We start from the raw sequence: 16098 nt of genomic DNA on the forward strand, positions 1-16098 counted from the left end.
GGAAGCTAAGCCTCACAGCGCCGATGGTACTGCAGGGGGGACCCTGTGGGAGAGTAGGACGCCGCCGAACAATCATTCCAAAGAACCCCCATCCGCCCAGCGGATGGGGGTTCTTTGCGTTTCCGAGCCTAAACGCCGCCGGCCCGGGGGCAATCCGCAGTTCGGATTGCCCCGGGCCGGTCGACGTCTGGCTCCGGTCAGACCTCCAGGTCGGCCTCGATGCGGGCCAGCTGGTGGCGGGCCATGGCCAGGTTCGCTCGGCGCTTGTCGAGGGCCATGTAGAGGAAGAGCCCCTTTCCGGACCGACCGGTCAGCGGCCTGATCATGTGGTACTGGCTGCTCAGGGTGATCAGGATGTCCTCGATGCCGTCGTTCAGCCCGAGCATCTCCATCGTGCGCATCTTGGCACGTACGACGTCCGTGTTGCCGGCCGCGGCGACCGTCAGGTCCAGCCCGCCCGGTCCGTCCACGGTGCCCAGGGCCATTCCGCTGTTGTAGTCCACCAGCGCGGCGCCGATGGCGCCCTCCACGGTGGTCATCGCCAGTCGGAGCGTCGTGTCCACGTCTGCCATGGTCTGTCAGTCCTCATCTTCTCGGTCGTCGGTCAAACGGTGCGGGGTCGTGCGGGGTCATGCTGATGGGTCGTCATGGGGAAGGGGCGGGCGGGGAGTCGGGCCGGCCAGCAGTGTGCCGATCCGTTGGGCTGAGCGCCGGGACTCCAGGTGCAGGCGCCCGACGTTGACGTCCGGGTGGGCCAGCACGGTGAGTACGCAGACGGGCCCGGCCGCGTAGGTCGCCACATAGCCGTTCTCGCCGCGGACCAGGGACTCCCGGAACTCCCCCTGGCCGGTGGCGTCGGCCAGGCGTTGGGCCAGACCCAGTGACGCGGCGGTCATCGCGGCCAGGCCCTCGGGTTCGGTGTCGTGGGTGTCATGGACGATCAACAGACCGTCCATGCTGGCCACCAGACCACCTGCCAGATGTGGCACCCGGTTCTTGAGAGCTCGGAGCTCGGCCAGCAACTCGGTTTCCAGGGCGATCAGTTGCCTCCTTCCGGTGCGCTGTTTCAGCGCCCGCCTCATGGCCATGAGGAGGTGGCCGCGGACGGAGAGGAAGTCAAAGTCGAGCCTCCAGTGCGGTTCTGACCCGGTACAGCAGAGCGATGTCCGGGTCGTGGGCGGACAGCGGGGGAGACGGGCGTCGCAGCGCGGCACCCGGGGTACGGCGCTGGAGTCCGGCGACGGCGGTCGCGGGGAGCGGAGCGTCGAGCAGCGGGGAGGCGCCGGGCAGCGGGGTGGCGACGAGTCCGGCGGCGGCCAGCCGGCGTACCTCGACCGTCGTGGAGAAGGCGGAGCGGCCCAGCAGGCGGGCGAGGTCCGCCGGGGTTCTTCGGCCGTCGGCGTGGTGCAGCAGCTCGCGCTGGCGCAGGCTGGTCCGGGACCGTCGGCGGGCAGCGGGCGCGGCCGGTACCACCGGGGCGGTGTCGACCTGCGGGCAGGGCCAGATCCGTTCCAGCAGATCCCGTCGCCGTACCGCCTCCCGCCGCAGCAGTCGCGCGCTGACCCCGTTCACCGGGCCGAGCCAGTGCCGCACGCCTGGCTCGAAGGAGGCGCCCGAGGTGGCCGTGGGCCGGGCGCCCAGGGTGAAGAACGCGGCGTCGTGCAGCGCGCCCAGGTGGCAGAGTTCCAGTTCGCCCTGGGTCAGGTGGCCCTGTTCGACCAGCATCCGGCCGACCCGGTGCTCGGCGCCGAAGGCACGGAGCGAAGCCCGCCAGGCGTCCGGCGGTATTCGGCCGCAGCGGGTCAGCAGCGCGTCCAGGCCGGTCGCGAGCTCGTTCTCGGCGTGCACGACGACGCCCGCTTCGAGGTAGACGGAGCCGCTCCCGCAGCGCACCGCACCGGTGGCCCGCCGTTCGGCCAGCCGCTCGACGGCCTCGCCCGGTGGCCCGCCCAGCGGCTCACCGACCGGTTCACCCGGCGTCTCGTTCATCCCAGCACCAGCTCCTCCGCTATGGCCTGCAGGCGGAAGCGCGCGGTGGCCAGGTTCCCGACGGCGCGGTCGAGCCAGAGGTGCAGGGCGAGCCGGCTGTCGAAGACGGTGCCGACGAAGCAGAGCAGGTGGTAGCTGCGGTCGGACGTGACGATGATGTCCCGCACGGGTGTGCCGGCATCGTCCGGATCGGCGAAGGCGGGGCTCTCGGCGGCGGCGCGGACCAGGTCGGTCGCCTCCGCCGCGGTCGCCTCGTGGTCCCCGGTGGGGCTGTCGCCGGACGCCCCGAGCGTCAGGCCACTGCTCCAGTCGATGAGGCTCACGCCTCGCGCACCGGCAATCGTCATCGCCTGGGACAGGCATTCGTCGATACCCGGCACACGGGCTCCTTCGGAGGTCACGGCGGCTGGTCGGAGGGCGTGTGGGGCACGCGGCGACTGCTACACCGCGTCGCAGTCGCACCACGGAAGGCTACCGAGGGAGGTCCGATGAGACGAAAATGTCATTGGCATATTCATGAACAGGTGTGACTTTTCGGCCATGGTCGCAGCATGGAGTCGGACCGAAACCGGCTGTCCGGGCCGATCTGCGATGAGTGCCGGATCGCCCACCTGGGCAAGGACGTTGGCCGATTTGTGCGAGCGCGGCGCGGCCCGGTTGCACAGAAGCCCCGGACGGCGGCTACCGTCCGGGGCTTGTGGTCGAGCGATGAGAACGCGGCGGCGTCAGTTCCGGGCTGCCGCCTCGGCTGCCGCGGCGCGGCGGGCGGCCTTGGCTGCCGCCTCCTGCTCGTCCTCGGCCTCCGCGACCTCCAGCGTGGGCGCGGTGCCGCCGAGGTGGGCCGGCATCCACCAGGTGTCGTCCGGCCCGGTGGGCTTGGTCGGGTACATCTGCTGGGCCCGGTCGAGCATCTCGGTCATCGCGGCGCGCAGGCGACGGGTGACCATCACCGGCTTGTCCCCGGGCTCCAGGTGGATCGGCTCGCCGATCATGATGATCACCGGGACGTGCCGCTTGGTGAGCGTCTTGGGCCGGCCCTTGGTCCAGAGCTGCTGGGTGCCCCAGAGGATGACCGGGAGCAGCGGGGTACCGGAGTCGGCGGCCATCCGGGCCGCGCCGGTCTTGAACTTCTTCAGCGTGAAGGAGCGGGAGATGGTGGCCTCCGGGAAGACACCGACCACCTCGCCCGCCCGCAGCGCGCGCACCGCCGCCTCGTACGCGGGCTGGCCGTCGGTCCGGTCGACCGGGATGTGCTTCATACCGCGCATCAGCGGGCCGGAGATCCGGTGCCGGAAGACCTCCTCCTTGGCCATGAAGCGGGTCTTGCGCTTGGCGCCCTTCACCATGCCGAAGCCGGCGAAGAGGAAATCGAGATAGCTGATGTGATTGCTGACCAGGACGGCACCGCCGGAGGCCGGGACATGCTCCGCGCCGATAATCTTGATCTTGCAGTCGAGCGCACGAAAGACGGTCATCGCGGTTCGGATCACCGGCGGGTACACGAACTCTGCCACGATCAGCCCTACTTCTTCCCACGGGCGCGAGCCCGGTGCGGCGGCACCCGCACGGTCGTGGCGGACCGGGCTCGGGGCGCGGCACGCCGCGGCTGCCACGGGTGATTCTGTGACGATCGTCCCCCGAACGAGTGCCATCTGTCACCTGGGCGGCCCCCGCGGCGAGGAGAGCATCGTCACATCCCGGCCGCTCGGGCTGCGCGAAGTGGCCCGGCGGTGCTAACGGAGGCCGGCGGCATGCGGCGAACCGGCAGGTAGATCTCACACCCCGGGCCGTGCCGCACACTGTCCGTATGGATGACGCCGTGCTGCTGTCCGCCGCCGATCTCGGCGAGGGGGCCGGGTTGGGGGAGCGTGCGACGCTCGTCCAGTTCTCCACCGCCTTCTGCCAGCCCTGCCGGGCGACCCGCCGGATCCTGGCGGACGTCGCGGGGATGGTGGAGGGCGTCGAGCACGTCGAGATAGACGCCGAGCGGCGCCTCGAACTGGTCCGCCGGCTGGACATCCTGCGCACCCCGACGGTGCTGGTGCTGGACGCCTCCGGCAGGGTGGTGCGCCCGGCCTCCGGGCAGCCCCGCCGGGCCGACGTCATCGCCGCCCTGGCGCAGGCATTCTGAGCAGCGGTTTCCCGGTGGGTTGCGGGGCCGGTGGAGCCGAGAGCTTCGTCACAATGATCAGGCGGTAGAGCGCCCTGTTATTGCGGGAAGATGTGGGCGACCGGTATTTAGATACTGACGAGTAACCAGAGCAGGATACTGCCGAGTATGCTGCCGGAAGTGCCGGTCGGGCAGCAGGAATGCGCTGCCCGAAGCGGGTGGCGCTGCGTGCGCTCCCGTACGTTGCACCGCCGCAGCCGCCGGACGAGACCAGTACAGGAGACAGGCCGTGAGCTTGAGGATCGTTGTCTGTGTGAAGTACGTGCCCGACGCGACCGGTGACCGTCGCTTCGCGGACGACACCACCACCGACCGGGAGGCCGTCGACGGCCTGCTGTCGGAGCTGGACGAGTACGGCGTGGAGCAGGCGCTCCGGATCGCCGAGGCCAATGGCGACGCCGAGGTGACCGTCCTCACCGTCGGTCCCGACGACGCCAAGGACGCGCTGAAGAAGGCGCTGTCGATGGGTGCCGACAAGGCGGTCCACGTCAACGACGAGGACATCCACGGCACCGACGTGATCGGGACCTCCGCGATCGTCGCCAAGGCCCTGGAGAAGACCGGGTTCGACCTGGTCATCTGCGGTATGGCCTCCACCGACGGCACCATGGGCGTGCTGCCGGCCCTGCTGGCCGAGCGCCTGGGCCTGCCGCAGGTCACCCTGCTCTCCGAGGTCTCGGTGGAGGACGGCACGGTCAAGGGCCGCCGCGACGGCGACGCCGCGACCGAGCTGGTCGAGGCCGCGCTGCCGGCCGTCGTCTCGGTGACCGACCAGTCGGGCGAGGCCCGCTACCCGTCCTTCAAGGGCATCATGGCCGCCAAGAAGAAGCCGGTTCAGTCCTACGACCTGGACGACCTGGGCATCGAGGCGGACGAGGTCGGCCTGGCCGGTTCCTGGACCGCCGTGGAGACCATCACCGAGCGTCCGGCCCGTACCGCCGGAACGATCGTCAAGGACGAGGGCGAGGGTGGCAAGCAGCTCGCGGGCTACCTCGCCGACCAGAAGTTCATCTGACCCCGCCGTCCGGACCTCACGTTCAATCAGGAGTAACGAATCATGGCTGAAATCCTGGTTCTCGTGGACCACGCCGACGGTGTGGTCCGCAAGCCCGCCCTCGAACTGCTGACCCTGGCCCGCCGCATCGGCGAGCCCTCGGCGGTCGTGCTCGGTGCCGGCGCCGCTGCCGCCGACATCGCCGCCAAGGCCGCCGAGTTCGGCGCGGCCAAGGTGTACGTCGCCGACGGCGCCGAGTTCGCCGACTACCTGGTGGTCCCGAAGGTGGACGCGCTGACCCAGATCGCCAAGGCGGCCGACGCCGCCGCGGTTCTGGTCACCTCGTCCGGCGAGGGCAAGGAGATCGCGGCCCGCGTCGCGCTCCGCCTGGGCTCCGGCATCCTCACCGACGCCGTCGACCTGGAGGCCGGCGACGGCGGTCCGGTCGCCACCCAGTCGGTGTTCGCCGCGTCCTTCCAGGTGAAGTCGAAGGTGTCGCACGGCGCCCCGGTCATCACCGTCAAGCCGAACGCCGTCGCCCCGGAGGCCGCCCCGGCCGCCGGCGCGGTCGAGAACGTCACCGTCGCGTTCACCGGCAACGCCGCCAAGGTCACCTCGCGCACCCCGCGGGTCGCCTCGGGCCGTCCCGAGCTGACCGAGGCCGCGATCGTGGTCTCCGGTGGCCGCGGCGTCGGCGAGGCGTCGGGCTTCCGGGTCGTCGAGGAGCTGGCCGACTCGCTCGGCGCGGCCGTCGGCGCCTCGCGTGCCGCCGTCGACGCCGGCTGGTACCCGCACAGCAACCAGGTCGGCCAGACCGGCAAGCAGGTCTCCCCGCAGCTGTACGTCGCGGCGGGCATCTCCGGCGCGATCCAGCACCGGGCCGGCATGCAGACCTCGAAGACGATCGTCGCGATCAACAAGGACGCCGAGGCGCCGATCTTCGAGCTGGTCGACTACGGCGTGGTCGGCGACCTGTTCCAGGTTCTGCCGCAGCTGACCGCCGAGGTCAAGGCGCGCAAGGGCTGAGCACCGCCTCCTGAGCACCGCCTGCCGTACCGCAGGGCGTGATCCTTCTTACAGAAGGGTCGCGCCCTGCGGCGTTGCGGCGGGTCGTAGAGTGCCCCCGTGGAACTGTTGACGGCACTTCAGGGCCGGTTCGGCGACAGCGCCGACGCACTGCGGATCGACGGACGGACGCTCTCGCGCGAGCAGCTGCTCGGGGCGGCTTCGGTGGTGGCCGGGCGGGCCGCGGGTGCCTCGGCGCTCGCGGTGGTGGCCCGGCCGACGCTGGAGAGCGTGGTGGCGATCGTCGGCGGGCTGCTGGCGGGCGTGCCGGTCGTCCCGCTGGCGCCCGACGCCGGGCCCGTCGAGCGCGACCACATCCTGCGCGACTCCGGCGCCGACCTGCTGGCCGGGGCGCCGGCCGACGCACTCGGGGCCCTCGCGGCGCTGCCGGTGGACCTCGCCGAGACCACCGGCGTCCGACACCCCGAGCCGTCCGGGGACCGCGCGGCCCTGGTGCTCTACACCTCCGGTACCACCGGGCCGCCCAAGGGCGTCCAGCTGTCGCGCGGCGCGCTGACGGCCGGACTGGACGCGCTGGCGGCGGCGTGGGACTGGACCTCCGAGGACACCCTGGTGCACGGCCTGCCGCTGTTCCACGTGCACGGCCTGGTGCTGGGCGTGCTGGGCGCGCTGCGCACCGGCAGCCGACTGGTGCACACCGGCCGGCCGACCCCCGCCGGCTACGCCGAGGCCGGCGGCACGCTGTACTTCGGCGTCCCCACCGTGTGGTCGCGGATCGCCGCCGACGAAGCTTCGGCGCGCGCGCTGGCCGGCGCCCGGCTGCTGGTCTCGGGCAGCGCGCCGCTGCCGGTGCCCGTCTTCGAGCGCCTGGCCGCCGTCACCGGGCACGCGCCGATCGAGCGCTACGGCATGACCGAGACGCTGATCACGCTCAGCACCCGGGTGGACGGCGAGCGCCGGCCCGGCAGCGTCGGGCTGCCGGTGGACGGCGTGCGCACCCGGCTGGTCGGCGAGGACGGCGGCTCGGCCGTCCCCTCGGACGGTGAGAGCCTCGGCGAGCTCCAGGTCGCCGGGCCCACCCTCTTCGACGGCTACCTCGGCCGACCGGAGGCGAACGCCGAGGCCTGGACGCCCGACGGCTGGTTCCGCACCGGCGACGTCGCCATCATCGGCCCCGACGGATTCCACCGGATCGTCGGCCGCGCCTCGGTGGACGTGATCAAGAGCGGCGGCTACAAGATCGGCGCCGGCGAGGTCGAGGCCGCCCTGCGCGACCACCCCGCCGTCGCGGACGCCGCCGTGGTCGGCGCCCCGGACGCGGACCTGGGCCAGCTGGTGGTGGCCTTCGTGATCCCCGACGGCCCGGTGACCGGCGACCAGCTGACGGCCTTCGTGGCCGAGCGGCTCTCCGTCCACAAGCGCCCGCGCCGGGTGGTCCTGGTCGACGAGCTGCCGCGCAACGCGCTGGGCAAGGTGCTGAAGAAGCGCCTGCTGGAGAGCTAAGTCCCAGCGAGGCGGAAGGCGAGGCCGCCGAAGGCGACCTGGTCGCCGGGGTGGACGGGGACGGCGCCGGTCACCCGGTGGCCGTTGACGTGCGTGCCGTTGGTGGAGCCGAGGTCGTAGAGCACCCAGCCGTCCGCCTCGCGGCGCAGCTCGGCGTGCGAGCGCGAGACCGAGGAGTCGGCCAGCCGCAGGTCGCTGCCGGGGGCGCGGCCGATCAGCAGGGCCTGCGGGCCGAGCCGGGGGAGCGTCAGGCCGGGCAGCCGCTCCGCCCGCCAGGCACTGCGCAGCCGGACGGCGAAGGCGGAGAGCCGTCCGACCGTGCGCAGCGCGCGGCGGGCGAGCGGCCCGTCGGCGGGGAGGTCGGCCAGCACGGCCTTGAGTTCGGCCCGGCTGCGGGCGGCGAGCACGAGCTCCATCCGGTGCATGAAGGTGTCGTGCGAGAGGCGGCCGTCCCCGGCGCCGTCGCGGAGCACGGCCAGCGCCTGCTCCCGCTCGGCCTCGGAGGGGCGCGCCGGCCAGGCGGGAGCTGCCGTACTGGTCCGAAACTCGGGAGAGGTCACGGAGCTGATTGTCCGTCCGATCGGCTCGCGGTGTCCAGGCGCTGGTGGAGGCGGGTGCCGACGTAGCGCGGCGGGTAGGGTCGGCGGCCGGGAACGACGTAGCTGGAGGCGGGCGGATGAAGAGCGGTCAGGCGCTGGTGGCGGCGATCGACATCGGCGGGACCAAGATCGCTGGGGCTCTGGTGGGCGCGGACGACGGCGCGCTGCACCACCGCACCGAGCGGCCGACGCCGGCCAAGGCGGACGGCGAGGTGGTCCTCGACGTGGTCGCCGCGGTGCTGGCCGAGCTGGCCGCCTCGGCCGGCGGAGCGCACTGGGCGCGGGTGGCGCTGGTGGGCCTGGGCAGCGCCGGGCCGGTGGACGCGGTCCGCGGGACCGTCAGCCCGGTGAACATCCCCGGCTGGCGCGACTTCCCGCTGGTCGCGCGGGTGCGCGAACTCGCCGACGGCAGACCGGTGGTGCTGACCGGCGACGGTGTGGCGATGACCGCCGCCGAACACTGGCTGGGCGCCGCCCGCGGCTTCGACAACGCGCTCTGCATGGTGGTCTCCACCGGCGTCGGCGGCGGCCTGGTGCTGGGCGGCTCGCTCTACCCGGGGCCCTCCGGCAACGCCGGCCACATCGGCCACATCAGCGTGGACCTGGACGGCGACCCCTGCCCGTGCGGCGGGCGCGGCTGCCTGGAGGGGCTTGCCAGCGGGACGGCGATCGCCCGGCACGCGCGGGCGGCCGGCTGGCGCCCGGATCCGGCCGACGGTCCGGGCGCCGCCGCGGTGGCGGCCTCGGCCCGGGCGGGTGATCCGCGGGCGCTGGCCGCGTTCGCCCGGGCCGGACAGGCGCTGGCGGCGGGTATTGCGGCCACCGCGACCCTGGTCGAGCTGGACGTGGTGGTGATCGGTGGCGGCGTCGCCCAGGCGGGCGAGCTGCTGTTCGGGCCGCTGCGGGCGCAGTTGGCGCAGTACGCGACGCTGAGCTACGTGCGCGGCCTGCGGGTCTGCCCGGCGGAGCTGGCCACCGACGCCGGTCTCGTCGGTGCCGCGGCCGCTGCTCTGCGAGTGGCGGCGAGGTGAAGCTGTCGGTGACGTTGCGTCAGCAGGCTTGAGACGTCGGGCAGAACGGGTACCACCGGGGTGGTGCCGGACCGCCGGTGCGTGGGGGTGACTCGGCCAGGCCGGGCGGTTCCGCGCGCGGGCGGGCCCGCCCACCACCCGGCGCGAACGGTGCCGGGGACGCCCGAGGTCAGGGGAAGTCGTGATCGTCTGGGTCAACGGGACATTCGGTGCGGGCAAGACCAGCGCCTGCCGGGAGCTGGTCGAACTGCTGCCCGGGAGCACACTCTACGATCCGGAGCAGGTCGGCTCCGCGCTGCGCAGACTGCTGCCCCGGGAACGGCTGGACCAGGTCGGCGACTTCCAGGACCTGCCGTCCTGGCGCCGACTGGTGCCGGAGGTGGCGGCGGCGATGCTGGCGGAGGTGCCCGGGCCGCTGGTGGTGCCGATGACCTTGCTGCGGGAGGACTACCGCGACGAGATCTTCGGCAGACTGGCGACCCGCGGACTCAGCGTGCACCACTTCGTGCTGCACGCTGAGGAAACGATCCTGCAGGAGCGCATCGAGCGGAGCGAGGAGTTCCCCGGCGACGGCGAAGCGAGCGAGCGGGTACGCGCCTGGCGCCGGGGCCACCTGCCCGCCTACCGTGCGGCGCAGCCCTGGCTGCACCGGGACGCGCACGTCGTGCGGACCGACCACCTGACGCCCCGCCAGACGGCCGAGGCGCTGGTCGCCCTGGTCAAGGAGGGCGCCGGCCGCTGCCCGATCGTGCGCAGCGCGGCCGGCGCCGGCGACACCGTCGCCGCGGCGGTGCTCTTCTTCGACGAGCAGGACCGGGTGCTGCTGGTCGACCCGGTCTACAAGCCCGCCTGGGAGTTCCCGGGCGGCGTGGTCGAGCAGGGCGAGGCGCCGACCAGCGCCGCCGTCCGGGAGACCGAGGAGGAGCTGGGACTGCGCCTGGACCCCGGCCTGCTGCGGCTGCTCGCGGTGGACTGGGAGCCGCGGATCGGCCAGCGGCGCGGCGGCATGCGGCTGGTCTACGACGGTGGGCGGCTGACCGCGGCCCAGCGCGCGGACCTGCGGCTGCCCCCGGACGAGTTGCGCGCCTGGCGGTTCGTCACCCTGGACGAGGCACGGTCGCTGCTGACGGACGGCCGGTTCCGCCGCCTGAGCGGCGCGCTGCAGGCGCGCGTCCTGGGTGAGCCGCGCTACCTGGAGGCCGGTCGCCCGGCCGCCCTCGGCCCGGCCGCCCACCGTCCCTGAACGAGTACGGCAGGATGGGAGCGTGCCGTTCACCCTCAGCCACCCCGCCGCCGTCCTGCCGCTGCTGCGAGGGGTGCGCGGGCGCGGGCCGCTGATCGCCTCGGCGCTGGTCGCCGGGTCGATGGCGCCCGACGTGCCGTACTTCGCCGCCTCGCTGCGCCCCGGGGCGTACCGGCACGGCGTGCTGACGCACCGCTGGTGGGCGGTGCCCACGGTCGACGTCGCGATCGCGGGGGCGCTGGTGGCGGGCTGGTACGGGGTGCGGGTGCCGCTGCTCGCTCTGCTGCCCGACCGCTGGGCGGCGGCCGCCGACGCGGCCACCGCGCCGTCCGTGCGGTGGCCGAGTCGCGGGGAAGCGGCCGCGTTCGCGCTCTCCGCCGCCGTCGGGGCGGCCACCCACGTGGGCTGCGACGCCTTCACCCACCAGGGCCGGGCGGGTGTGCGGCTGCTGCCGGCGCTGAACCGGGAGGTGGCGGGGGTGCCGCTGTGCACCGTGCTGCAGTACGGGATGTCGGCGCTCGCGCTCGGCGGTCTCGGCCGCTACCTGGCCCGGGAGTTGCCTCCCTCGCAGGGGCTGCCGCCGCGGGCGGTCGGCGGCCGTAGTGCCGGGCGGCGTCTGCTCGGCCTCGCCGCCGCGCTGGGCGCCGCCCACCGGGTCGCCCGTTCGACGCAGGTCCGCGGGCCCGGGCAGCCGCGCAGCCCGATCGAGGACGTCTGCTTCGGCGCCGGCGCCGGGACGGCGGCCGGGGCGGTCCTGCTGGCGGCGGCCCGGCACCTGGCCGACCCGCCCCGGTAGCTACCCCCGCGCGGCCCAGGCCTGCGCGTAGCCCCGCAGGAAGAGCGCCTCGGCGAGCGACATCGACTCCAGCTCCGCCGGGTCCACGCTCTCGTCGACCGCGTGGATCTTGGTGCTCGGCTCCTCCACGCCGATCAGCACGATCTCCGCCTGCGGGTAGAGCGTGCGCAGCGTGTTGCAGAGCGGGATCGATCCGCCCATGCCGGAGACCGCCATCTCGACCCCGTAGGCCTGCTGCATCGCCGCGCCCAGCGCCTCGTACGCCAGACCGCTGGTGTCGGCGCGGAACGCCTCGCCGCTGCCCGTCGGGGTGATGGTGACCTGCGCGCCCCACGGGGTGGCCTCCACCAGGTGGGCGGTCAGCGCCTCCAGCGCCGTGGCGGTGCCGATGCCCGGCGGCACCCGCAGGCTGACCACGGCCTTGGCGCGGGCCTGGACCGAGGAGGTGGCGCCGGACACCGACGGGGCGTCGATCCCGAGCACGGTCGCCGCCGGGCGTGCCCACAGCCGGTCCGCCACGCCGTCGGTGCCGATCAGCCGCACGCCGTCCAGCACCGCGGCGTCGGCCCGGAAGCGCTCGGCCGGGTAGGCGACGCCGGACCAGTTCCGGTCGCACTCCAGGCCCTTGATCGTGGTGGCGCCGTGCTCGTCGTGCAGCGTGCCGAGGATCCGGACCAGCGCGAGGAGCGCGTCGGGCGCCGCGCCGCCGAACTGGCCCGAGTGCAGGTTGCCGGCCAGCGTGGCGACCTCGACCTCGACCTCGACGATCCCGCGCAGCATGGCGGTGGCGGTCGGCAGGCCGGCCGCGAAGTTGCCCACGTCGCCGATCACGATGGCGTCGGCCGTCAGCAGCTCGGGGTGGGCGGTGGCGTACTGCTCCAGACCGCCGGTGCCCTGCTCCTCGGAGCCCTCGACGATCACCTTGAGCCCGACCGGCAGCGCCTCGCCGTAGGTGGCTCGCAGCGCCCGCAGGGCCGTCAGGTGCATCAGGATGTTGCCCTTGCAGTCCGCCGCGCCGCGCCCGTACCAGCGCCCGTCACGTTCCGTCAGCTCGAACGGCGGGGTCTGCCAGGCGGCCTCCTCCAGCGGCGGCTGCACGTCGTAGTGCGAGTAGAGCAGCACGGTCGGCGCGCCCTGCGGACCGGCGAGCTCGCCGTAGACCGACTGGGTGCTGTCCGGGGTGTCCAGCAGCCGAACGCCCGTCAGGCCCTCCGCGGCGAAGGCGTCCGCGACCCAGCGGGCCGCTGCCTGGCACTCCTCGACGGGGAACTGGCGCGGGTCCGCGATCGAGCGGTGGGCCACCAGCTCCGCCAGGTCGGTCTGCGCACGGGGCATCAGGGAGCGGACGGTGGCCGCGAGGTCCTGCGGGGACATGGGTGACTCCTGAGGTGCTTGAGATCTTCACGTCGAGCATAGGCGGGCACGGCGCACTCACAGGTTTGCGAAGCGCACTCACAGGTTTGGTGGCGGGGCGCCGGGTGCGCCGACGCGCCGCATAGGATTGCTTGACGTGACAGATTCCGGAAGCCCACGCGATCCCAGCCTGCCCGTCGAGCCCGGCATGCCCGGCTTGCCTGTCGAGCCGAGCCTGCCCGACGCCGATCCGCTGGACGGTGTTTGGGACGTCGTGGTGGTGGGCGCCGGTCCGGCCGGCTCCTCGGCCGCGCACGCCGCGGCGGCCCACGGCCGTCGGGTCCTGCTGCTCGACAAGGCCGAGCACCCCCGCTACAAGACCTGCGGCGGCGGGATCATCGGTCCGTCCCGGGACAGCCTTCCGCCGGACTTCAAGATCCCCTTCCAGGACCGGGTGCACGCCGTGACCTTCGCGCTGGACGGGCGGTTCACCCGCACCCGGCGCTCCAAGCGGATGCTGTTCGGGCTGGTCAACCGCAACGAGTTCGACCTGCGCCTGGTCGAGGCGGCCCAGAAGGCCGGCGCGGTGCTGGTGACCGGGGTGACCGTCACGGGCGTCGAACAGCAGGGCGGTGAGCAGCGGGACGGCGAGGACCGCCGCCGCGCCGTCGCCGTGACGCTGGCCGACGGGCGCTCGGTGCAGGCCCGCGCGGTGGTCGGCGCGGACGGCAGCGCCAGCCGGATCGGCCGGCACGTCGGGGTGACGTTCGACCAGATCGACCTCGGCCTGGAGGCGGAGATCCCGGTGCCCGAGCGGGTCGCCCGGGACTGGGCGGGCCGGATCCACCTGGACTGGGGACCGCTGCCCGGCAGCTACGGGTGGGTCTTCCCGAAGACCGAGTCCGGCACCCTGACGGTCGGCGTGATCTCCGCGCGGGGCGACGGCGAGCGCACCAAGCAGTACCTGGCCGACTACATCCGCCGGCTCGGCCTGGCCGGCTTCGAGCCGTCCGTGGAGTCCGGCCACCTGACCCGCTGCCGGACCGAGGACTCGCCGCTCTCCCGCGGCCGGGTCCTGGTGGCCGGCGACGCGGCCGGACTGCTGGAGCCGTGGACCCGCGAGGGCATCTCGTACGCGCTGCGCTCGGGCCGGCTGGCGGGCGAGTGGGCCGCCCAGGTGGCGGAGGCCACCAGCCCCACCGAGGTGCGCCGCCAGGCGCTGAACTACGCCTTCGCGATCAAGGCGGGCCTGGGCGTGGAGATGCGGGCCGGACGGGTGATGCTGGAGGCCTTCGAGCGGCGCCCGCACCTCTTCCACGCGGCGGTCTGCCTGGTCGCACCCGCCTGGCGGGCGTTCGCCCGCACCACGCAGGGGCAGACCACCTTCGCGCAGATCATGCGGCAGTACGCGGCCGCGCGCCGGCTCGCCTCGCTGGCCTCGCGCTGACGGTCAGCCGTACTCCGTGGGGAGTACGGGTGACCACCTCCGTGGGGTGACGACCCTCGCTCTCACGGTCGCCTAGCCTTCCGGACATGGACACTGAGAGCGGACGGCGGCGCCCACCCTGGGCCCGGGCGGGCCGGCCGCTGGTCTCCTCGGTGGCGATCGGCGTGCTGCAGGTGGTCGGCAGCACGGTGGCCGGCCGCCACCAGGCGGCCGACCGGGTGCCGCTGGACGCCCTCGGGTACGGGCTGCTCATCGCCGGGCCCGTCCTGCTGCTCCTGCGGCGGAGCAGACCGGTGCCGGTGGTGGCCGGTACCGCCGCGCTGACGCTGGCCTACCTGGCCGGCGGGTACCCGTACGGCCCGGTGTTCGCGAGCTTCGCGGTGGCCTACTGCGCCGCCGTGCGCGGTGGCCACCGCACCGCCGCCTGGCTGAGCCTGGGCCTGCTCTACGTCGGGTACCTGCTGTTCGCCTTCGTGCTGCCGGCCAGTTGGCTGCGCGGCCCGGCGGTGCACAGCGGCTGGTGGCAGGCCCTGGGGGTGACGGCGCTGGCGCTGCTGCTGGCCGCCGTGGCCGAGCTGATGCGCTTTCGCGGCGAGCAGTTCGCGGCGCGCCGGGCCGCCCGCGAGGAGGCGCAGCGCCGCCGGGCCGACGAGGAGCGGCTGCGGATGGCCCGCGAGCTGCACGACATCCTCGCCCACAGCATCTCGCTGATCCACCTCCAGGCCGGCGTCGCGCTGGAGTTGATCGACGAGCAGCCGGAGCAGGCCCGCACCGCGCTGATCACCATCAAGGCGGCCAGCAAGGAGGCGCTCGGCGAGATCCGGCAGGTGCTCGGCACGCTGCGCAACCCGGGCGCGCCGGCCCCGCGCAGCCCCGCGCCCGGGCTGGACCGGCTCGCCGAGCTGACGGCGCAGGCGGCGCACGCCGGGCTCGACGTCGCGGTGCGGGAGGTGGGCGGCACCCGCGAGCTGCCCACCGCTACCGGCCTGGCCGCGTTCCGGATCGTCCAGGAGGCGCTGACCAACGTGATCCGGCACTCGGTCGCCCGGCGCGCCGAGGTGCTGCTCGACTGGACGGCGCCGGACGCACTGACCGTCCAGGTCGAGGACCCGGGACCGGCCGGCGAGGCGGACGCCGGGGGCTCCGGCACCGGCCTGGTCGGCATGCGCGAGCGCGTCACGGCCCTGGGCGGCACGCTGGAGGCCGGGCCGCGTGCGGGCGGCGGCTTCCGGGTGCGGGCCCGGCTGCCCACGGCGGAGGAGGGGCGATGATCAGAGTGCTGCTGGCGGACGACCAGGTGCTGGTCCGGGCCGGCTTCCGGGCCCTGCTGGACGCCCAGCCGGACATCGAGGTGGTCGGCGAGGCCGGCGACGGCGCGACCGCCGTCGCCCTGGCGGCCGAACTGGCACCGGACGTGGTCCTGATGGACATCCGGATGCCCGGCGTGGACGGCCTGGAGGCGACGCGCCGGATCGGCGACCGGGCGGAGCTCGCGGGCGTCCGGGTGGTGGTGCTGACCACCTTCGAGCTGGACGAGTACGTGTTCGAGGCGCTGCGTGCCGGCGCGGCCGGGTTCCTGGTCAAGGACACCGAGCCGGCCGATCTGCTGCGCGCCGTGCGGGTGGTGGCGGCCGGGGACGCGCTGCTCTCGCCCGGGGTGACCCGTCGGCTGATCGGCGAGTTCGCCGCCCGCTCCAGAGCGCCCGGCGAGCGGGCCGGTCCCTCGCTGACGGCCCTGGCGGCCCTGACCGAGCGCGAGCGGGAGGTGCTGGCGCTGGTCGGGATGGGCCTGTCGAACGCCGACATCGCCCGCCGCCTGGTGGTCAGCCCGCTGACGGCCAAGACCCACGTCAGTCGGGCGATGGTGAAACTGGGCGTCCGCGACCGTGCGCAGCTGGTGGTGCTGGCCTACGAGAGCGGGCTGGTGCGGCCCGGCTGGCTCTGACG

At 73.9% G+C, this 16098-nt stretch carries 17 protein-coding genes; 10 read left to right on the plus strand and 7 right to left on the minus strand.

The genetic code is table 11. The annotated features are described in order from the left end of the window. Positions 1–197 precede the first annotated feature (197 nt). From P3T37_RS28975 to P3T37_RS28995, 5 genes are all read right to left on the minus strand, one after another. The gene (locus P3T37_RS28975; protein ID WP_280726875.1) at positions 198–572 is read right to left on the minus strand and encodes a hypothetical protein; all 375 of its coding nucleotides are present in this window, start codon (positions 570–572) and stop codon (positions 198–200) included. Between the two features lie 57 nt (positions 573–629). Beyond that, positions 630–1088 (minus strand): roadblock/LC7 domain-containing protein, encoded by a 459-nt coding sequence (locus P3T37_RS28980; RefSeq protein ID WP_348533292.1) that lies wholly within the window; start codon positions 1086–1088, stop codon positions 630–632. Positions 1089–1116: 28 nt separating this feature from the next. Continuing rightward, the gene (locus P3T37_RS28985) at positions 1117–1989 is read right to left on the minus strand and encodes a transcriptional regulator (protein ID WP_280726877.1); all 873 of its coding nucleotides are present in this window, start codon (positions 1987–1989) and stop codon (positions 1117–1119) included. Continuing rightward, positions 1986–2369, minus strand: coding sequence for a hypothetical protein (locus tag P3T37_RS28990; RefSeq protein ID WP_280726878.1), 384 nt, complete (start codon positions 2367–2369; stop codon positions 1986–1988). The genes P3T37_RS28985 and P3T37_RS28990 overlap by 4 nt, the downstream gene beginning before the upstream one ends. Before the next feature lie 345 nt (positions 2370–2714). Beyond that, positions 2715–3503 carry a lysophospholipid acyltransferase family protein gene (locus P3T37_RS28995; RefSeq protein ID WP_280726879.1) on the minus strand — a complete coding sequence of 263 codons (789 nt, stop codon included), beginning with the start codon at positions 3501–3503 and terminating at the stop codon, positions 2715–2717. 293 nt (positions 3504–3796) lie between these two features. Here P3T37_RS28995 and P3T37_RS29000 point away from each other — a divergent pair, with 293 nt between their 5' ends. From P3T37_RS29000 to P3T37_RS29015, 4 genes are all read left to right on the plus strand, one after another. Further along, positions 3797–4120 (plus strand): thioredoxin family protein, encoded by a 324-nt coding sequence (locus P3T37_RS29000; RefSeq protein WP_280726880.1) that lies wholly within the window; start codon positions 3797–3799, stop codon positions 4118–4120. Between the two features lie 268 nt (positions 4121–4388). Then, entirely contained in the window at positions 4389–5174 is a 786-nt protein-coding gene (locus P3T37_RS29005; protein ID WP_280726881.1) for an electron transfer flavoprotein subunit beta/FixA family protein, read from the plus strand. A gap of 42 nt (positions 5175–5216) precedes the next feature. Next, on the plus strand, positions 5217–6179 hold the full coding sequence (locus P3T37_RS29010) for an electron transfer flavoprotein subunit alpha/FixB family protein (RefSeq protein WP_280726882.1): 963 nt from the start codon (positions 5217–5219) through the stop codon (positions 6177–6179). A gap of 99 nt (positions 6180–6278) precedes the next feature. Then, positions 6279–7682, plus strand: a complete 1404-nt coding sequence (locus tag P3T37_RS29015) for an acyl-CoA synthetase (protein WP_280726883.1) — start codon at positions 6279–6281, stop codon at positions 7680–7682. Here the strand turns inward: P3T37_RS29015 and P3T37_RS29020 are convergent. Continuing rightward, complete coding sequence (locus P3T37_RS29020) at positions 7679–8242, minus strand: DUF1707 and FHA domain-containing protein (protein ID WP_280726884.1); 564 nt, start codon at positions 8240–8242, stop codon at positions 7679–7681. The genes P3T37_RS29015 and P3T37_RS29020 overlap by 4 nt on opposite strands. A gap of 116 nt (positions 8243–8358) precedes the next feature. Between P3T37_RS29020 and P3T37_RS29025 the strand changes: the two genes are divergently transcribed. The 3 genes from P3T37_RS29025 (at position 8359) to P3T37_RS29035 (ending at position 11351) form a co-directional block, all read left to right on the plus strand. Beyond that, positions 8359–9312 (plus strand): ROK family protein, encoded by a 954-nt coding sequence (locus tag P3T37_RS29025; protein WP_280726885.1) that lies wholly within the window; start codon positions 8359–8361, stop codon positions 9310–9312. Positions 9313–9493: 181 nt separating this feature from the next. Further along, entirely contained in the window at positions 9494–10555 is a 1062-nt protein-coding gene (locus P3T37_RS29030) for an NUDIX domain-containing protein (protein WP_280726886.1), read from the plus strand. Positions 10556–10577: 22 nt separating this feature from the next. After that, positions 10578–11351: a DUF4184 family protein gene (locus P3T37_RS29035; RefSeq protein WP_280726887.1), complete on the plus strand. Its 774-nt coding sequence runs from the start codon at positions 10578–10580 to the stop codon at positions 11349–11351. Here P3T37_RS29035 and P3T37_RS29040 read toward each other — a convergent pair whose 3' ends face one another. After that, a complete protein-coding gene (locus tag P3T37_RS29040) occupies positions 11352–12725 on the minus strand; it encodes a dipeptidase (RefSeq protein WP_280726888.1) in 1374 nt (457 codons plus the stop codon). 187 nt (positions 12726–12912) lie between these two features. On the opposite strand from P3T37_RS29040, the gene P3T37_RS29045 reads away from it, so the two are divergent. The 3 genes from P3T37_RS29045 to P3T37_RS29055 all read left to right on the plus strand — a co-directional run bounded on the left by P3T37_RS29045 (position 12913) and on the right by P3T37_RS29055 (position 16096). Further along, positions 12913–14151, plus strand: coding sequence for a geranylgeranyl reductase family protein (locus tag P3T37_RS29045; RefSeq protein ID WP_280726970.1), 1239 nt, complete (start codon positions 12913–12915; stop codon positions 14149–14151). An 86-nt stretch (positions 14152–14237) separates the two neighbouring features. Beyond that, positions 14238–15422, plus strand: a complete 1185-nt coding sequence (locus tag P3T37_RS29050; RefSeq protein ID WP_280726889.1) for a sensor histidine kinase — start codon at positions 14238–14240, stop codon at positions 15420–15422. Further along, on the plus strand, positions 15419–16096 hold the full coding sequence (locus P3T37_RS29055; protein WP_280726890.1) for a response regulator transcription factor: 678 nt from the start codon (positions 15419–15421) through the stop codon (positions 16094–16096). The genes P3T37_RS29050 and P3T37_RS29055 overlap by 4 nt, the downstream gene beginning before the upstream one ends. Positions 16097–16098 lie beyond the last annotated feature (2 nt).

This window comes from Kitasatospora sp. MAA4, assembly GCF_029893355.1.
GTDB lineage: Bacteria > Actinomycetota > Actinomycetes > Streptomycetales > Streptomycetaceae > Kitasatospora.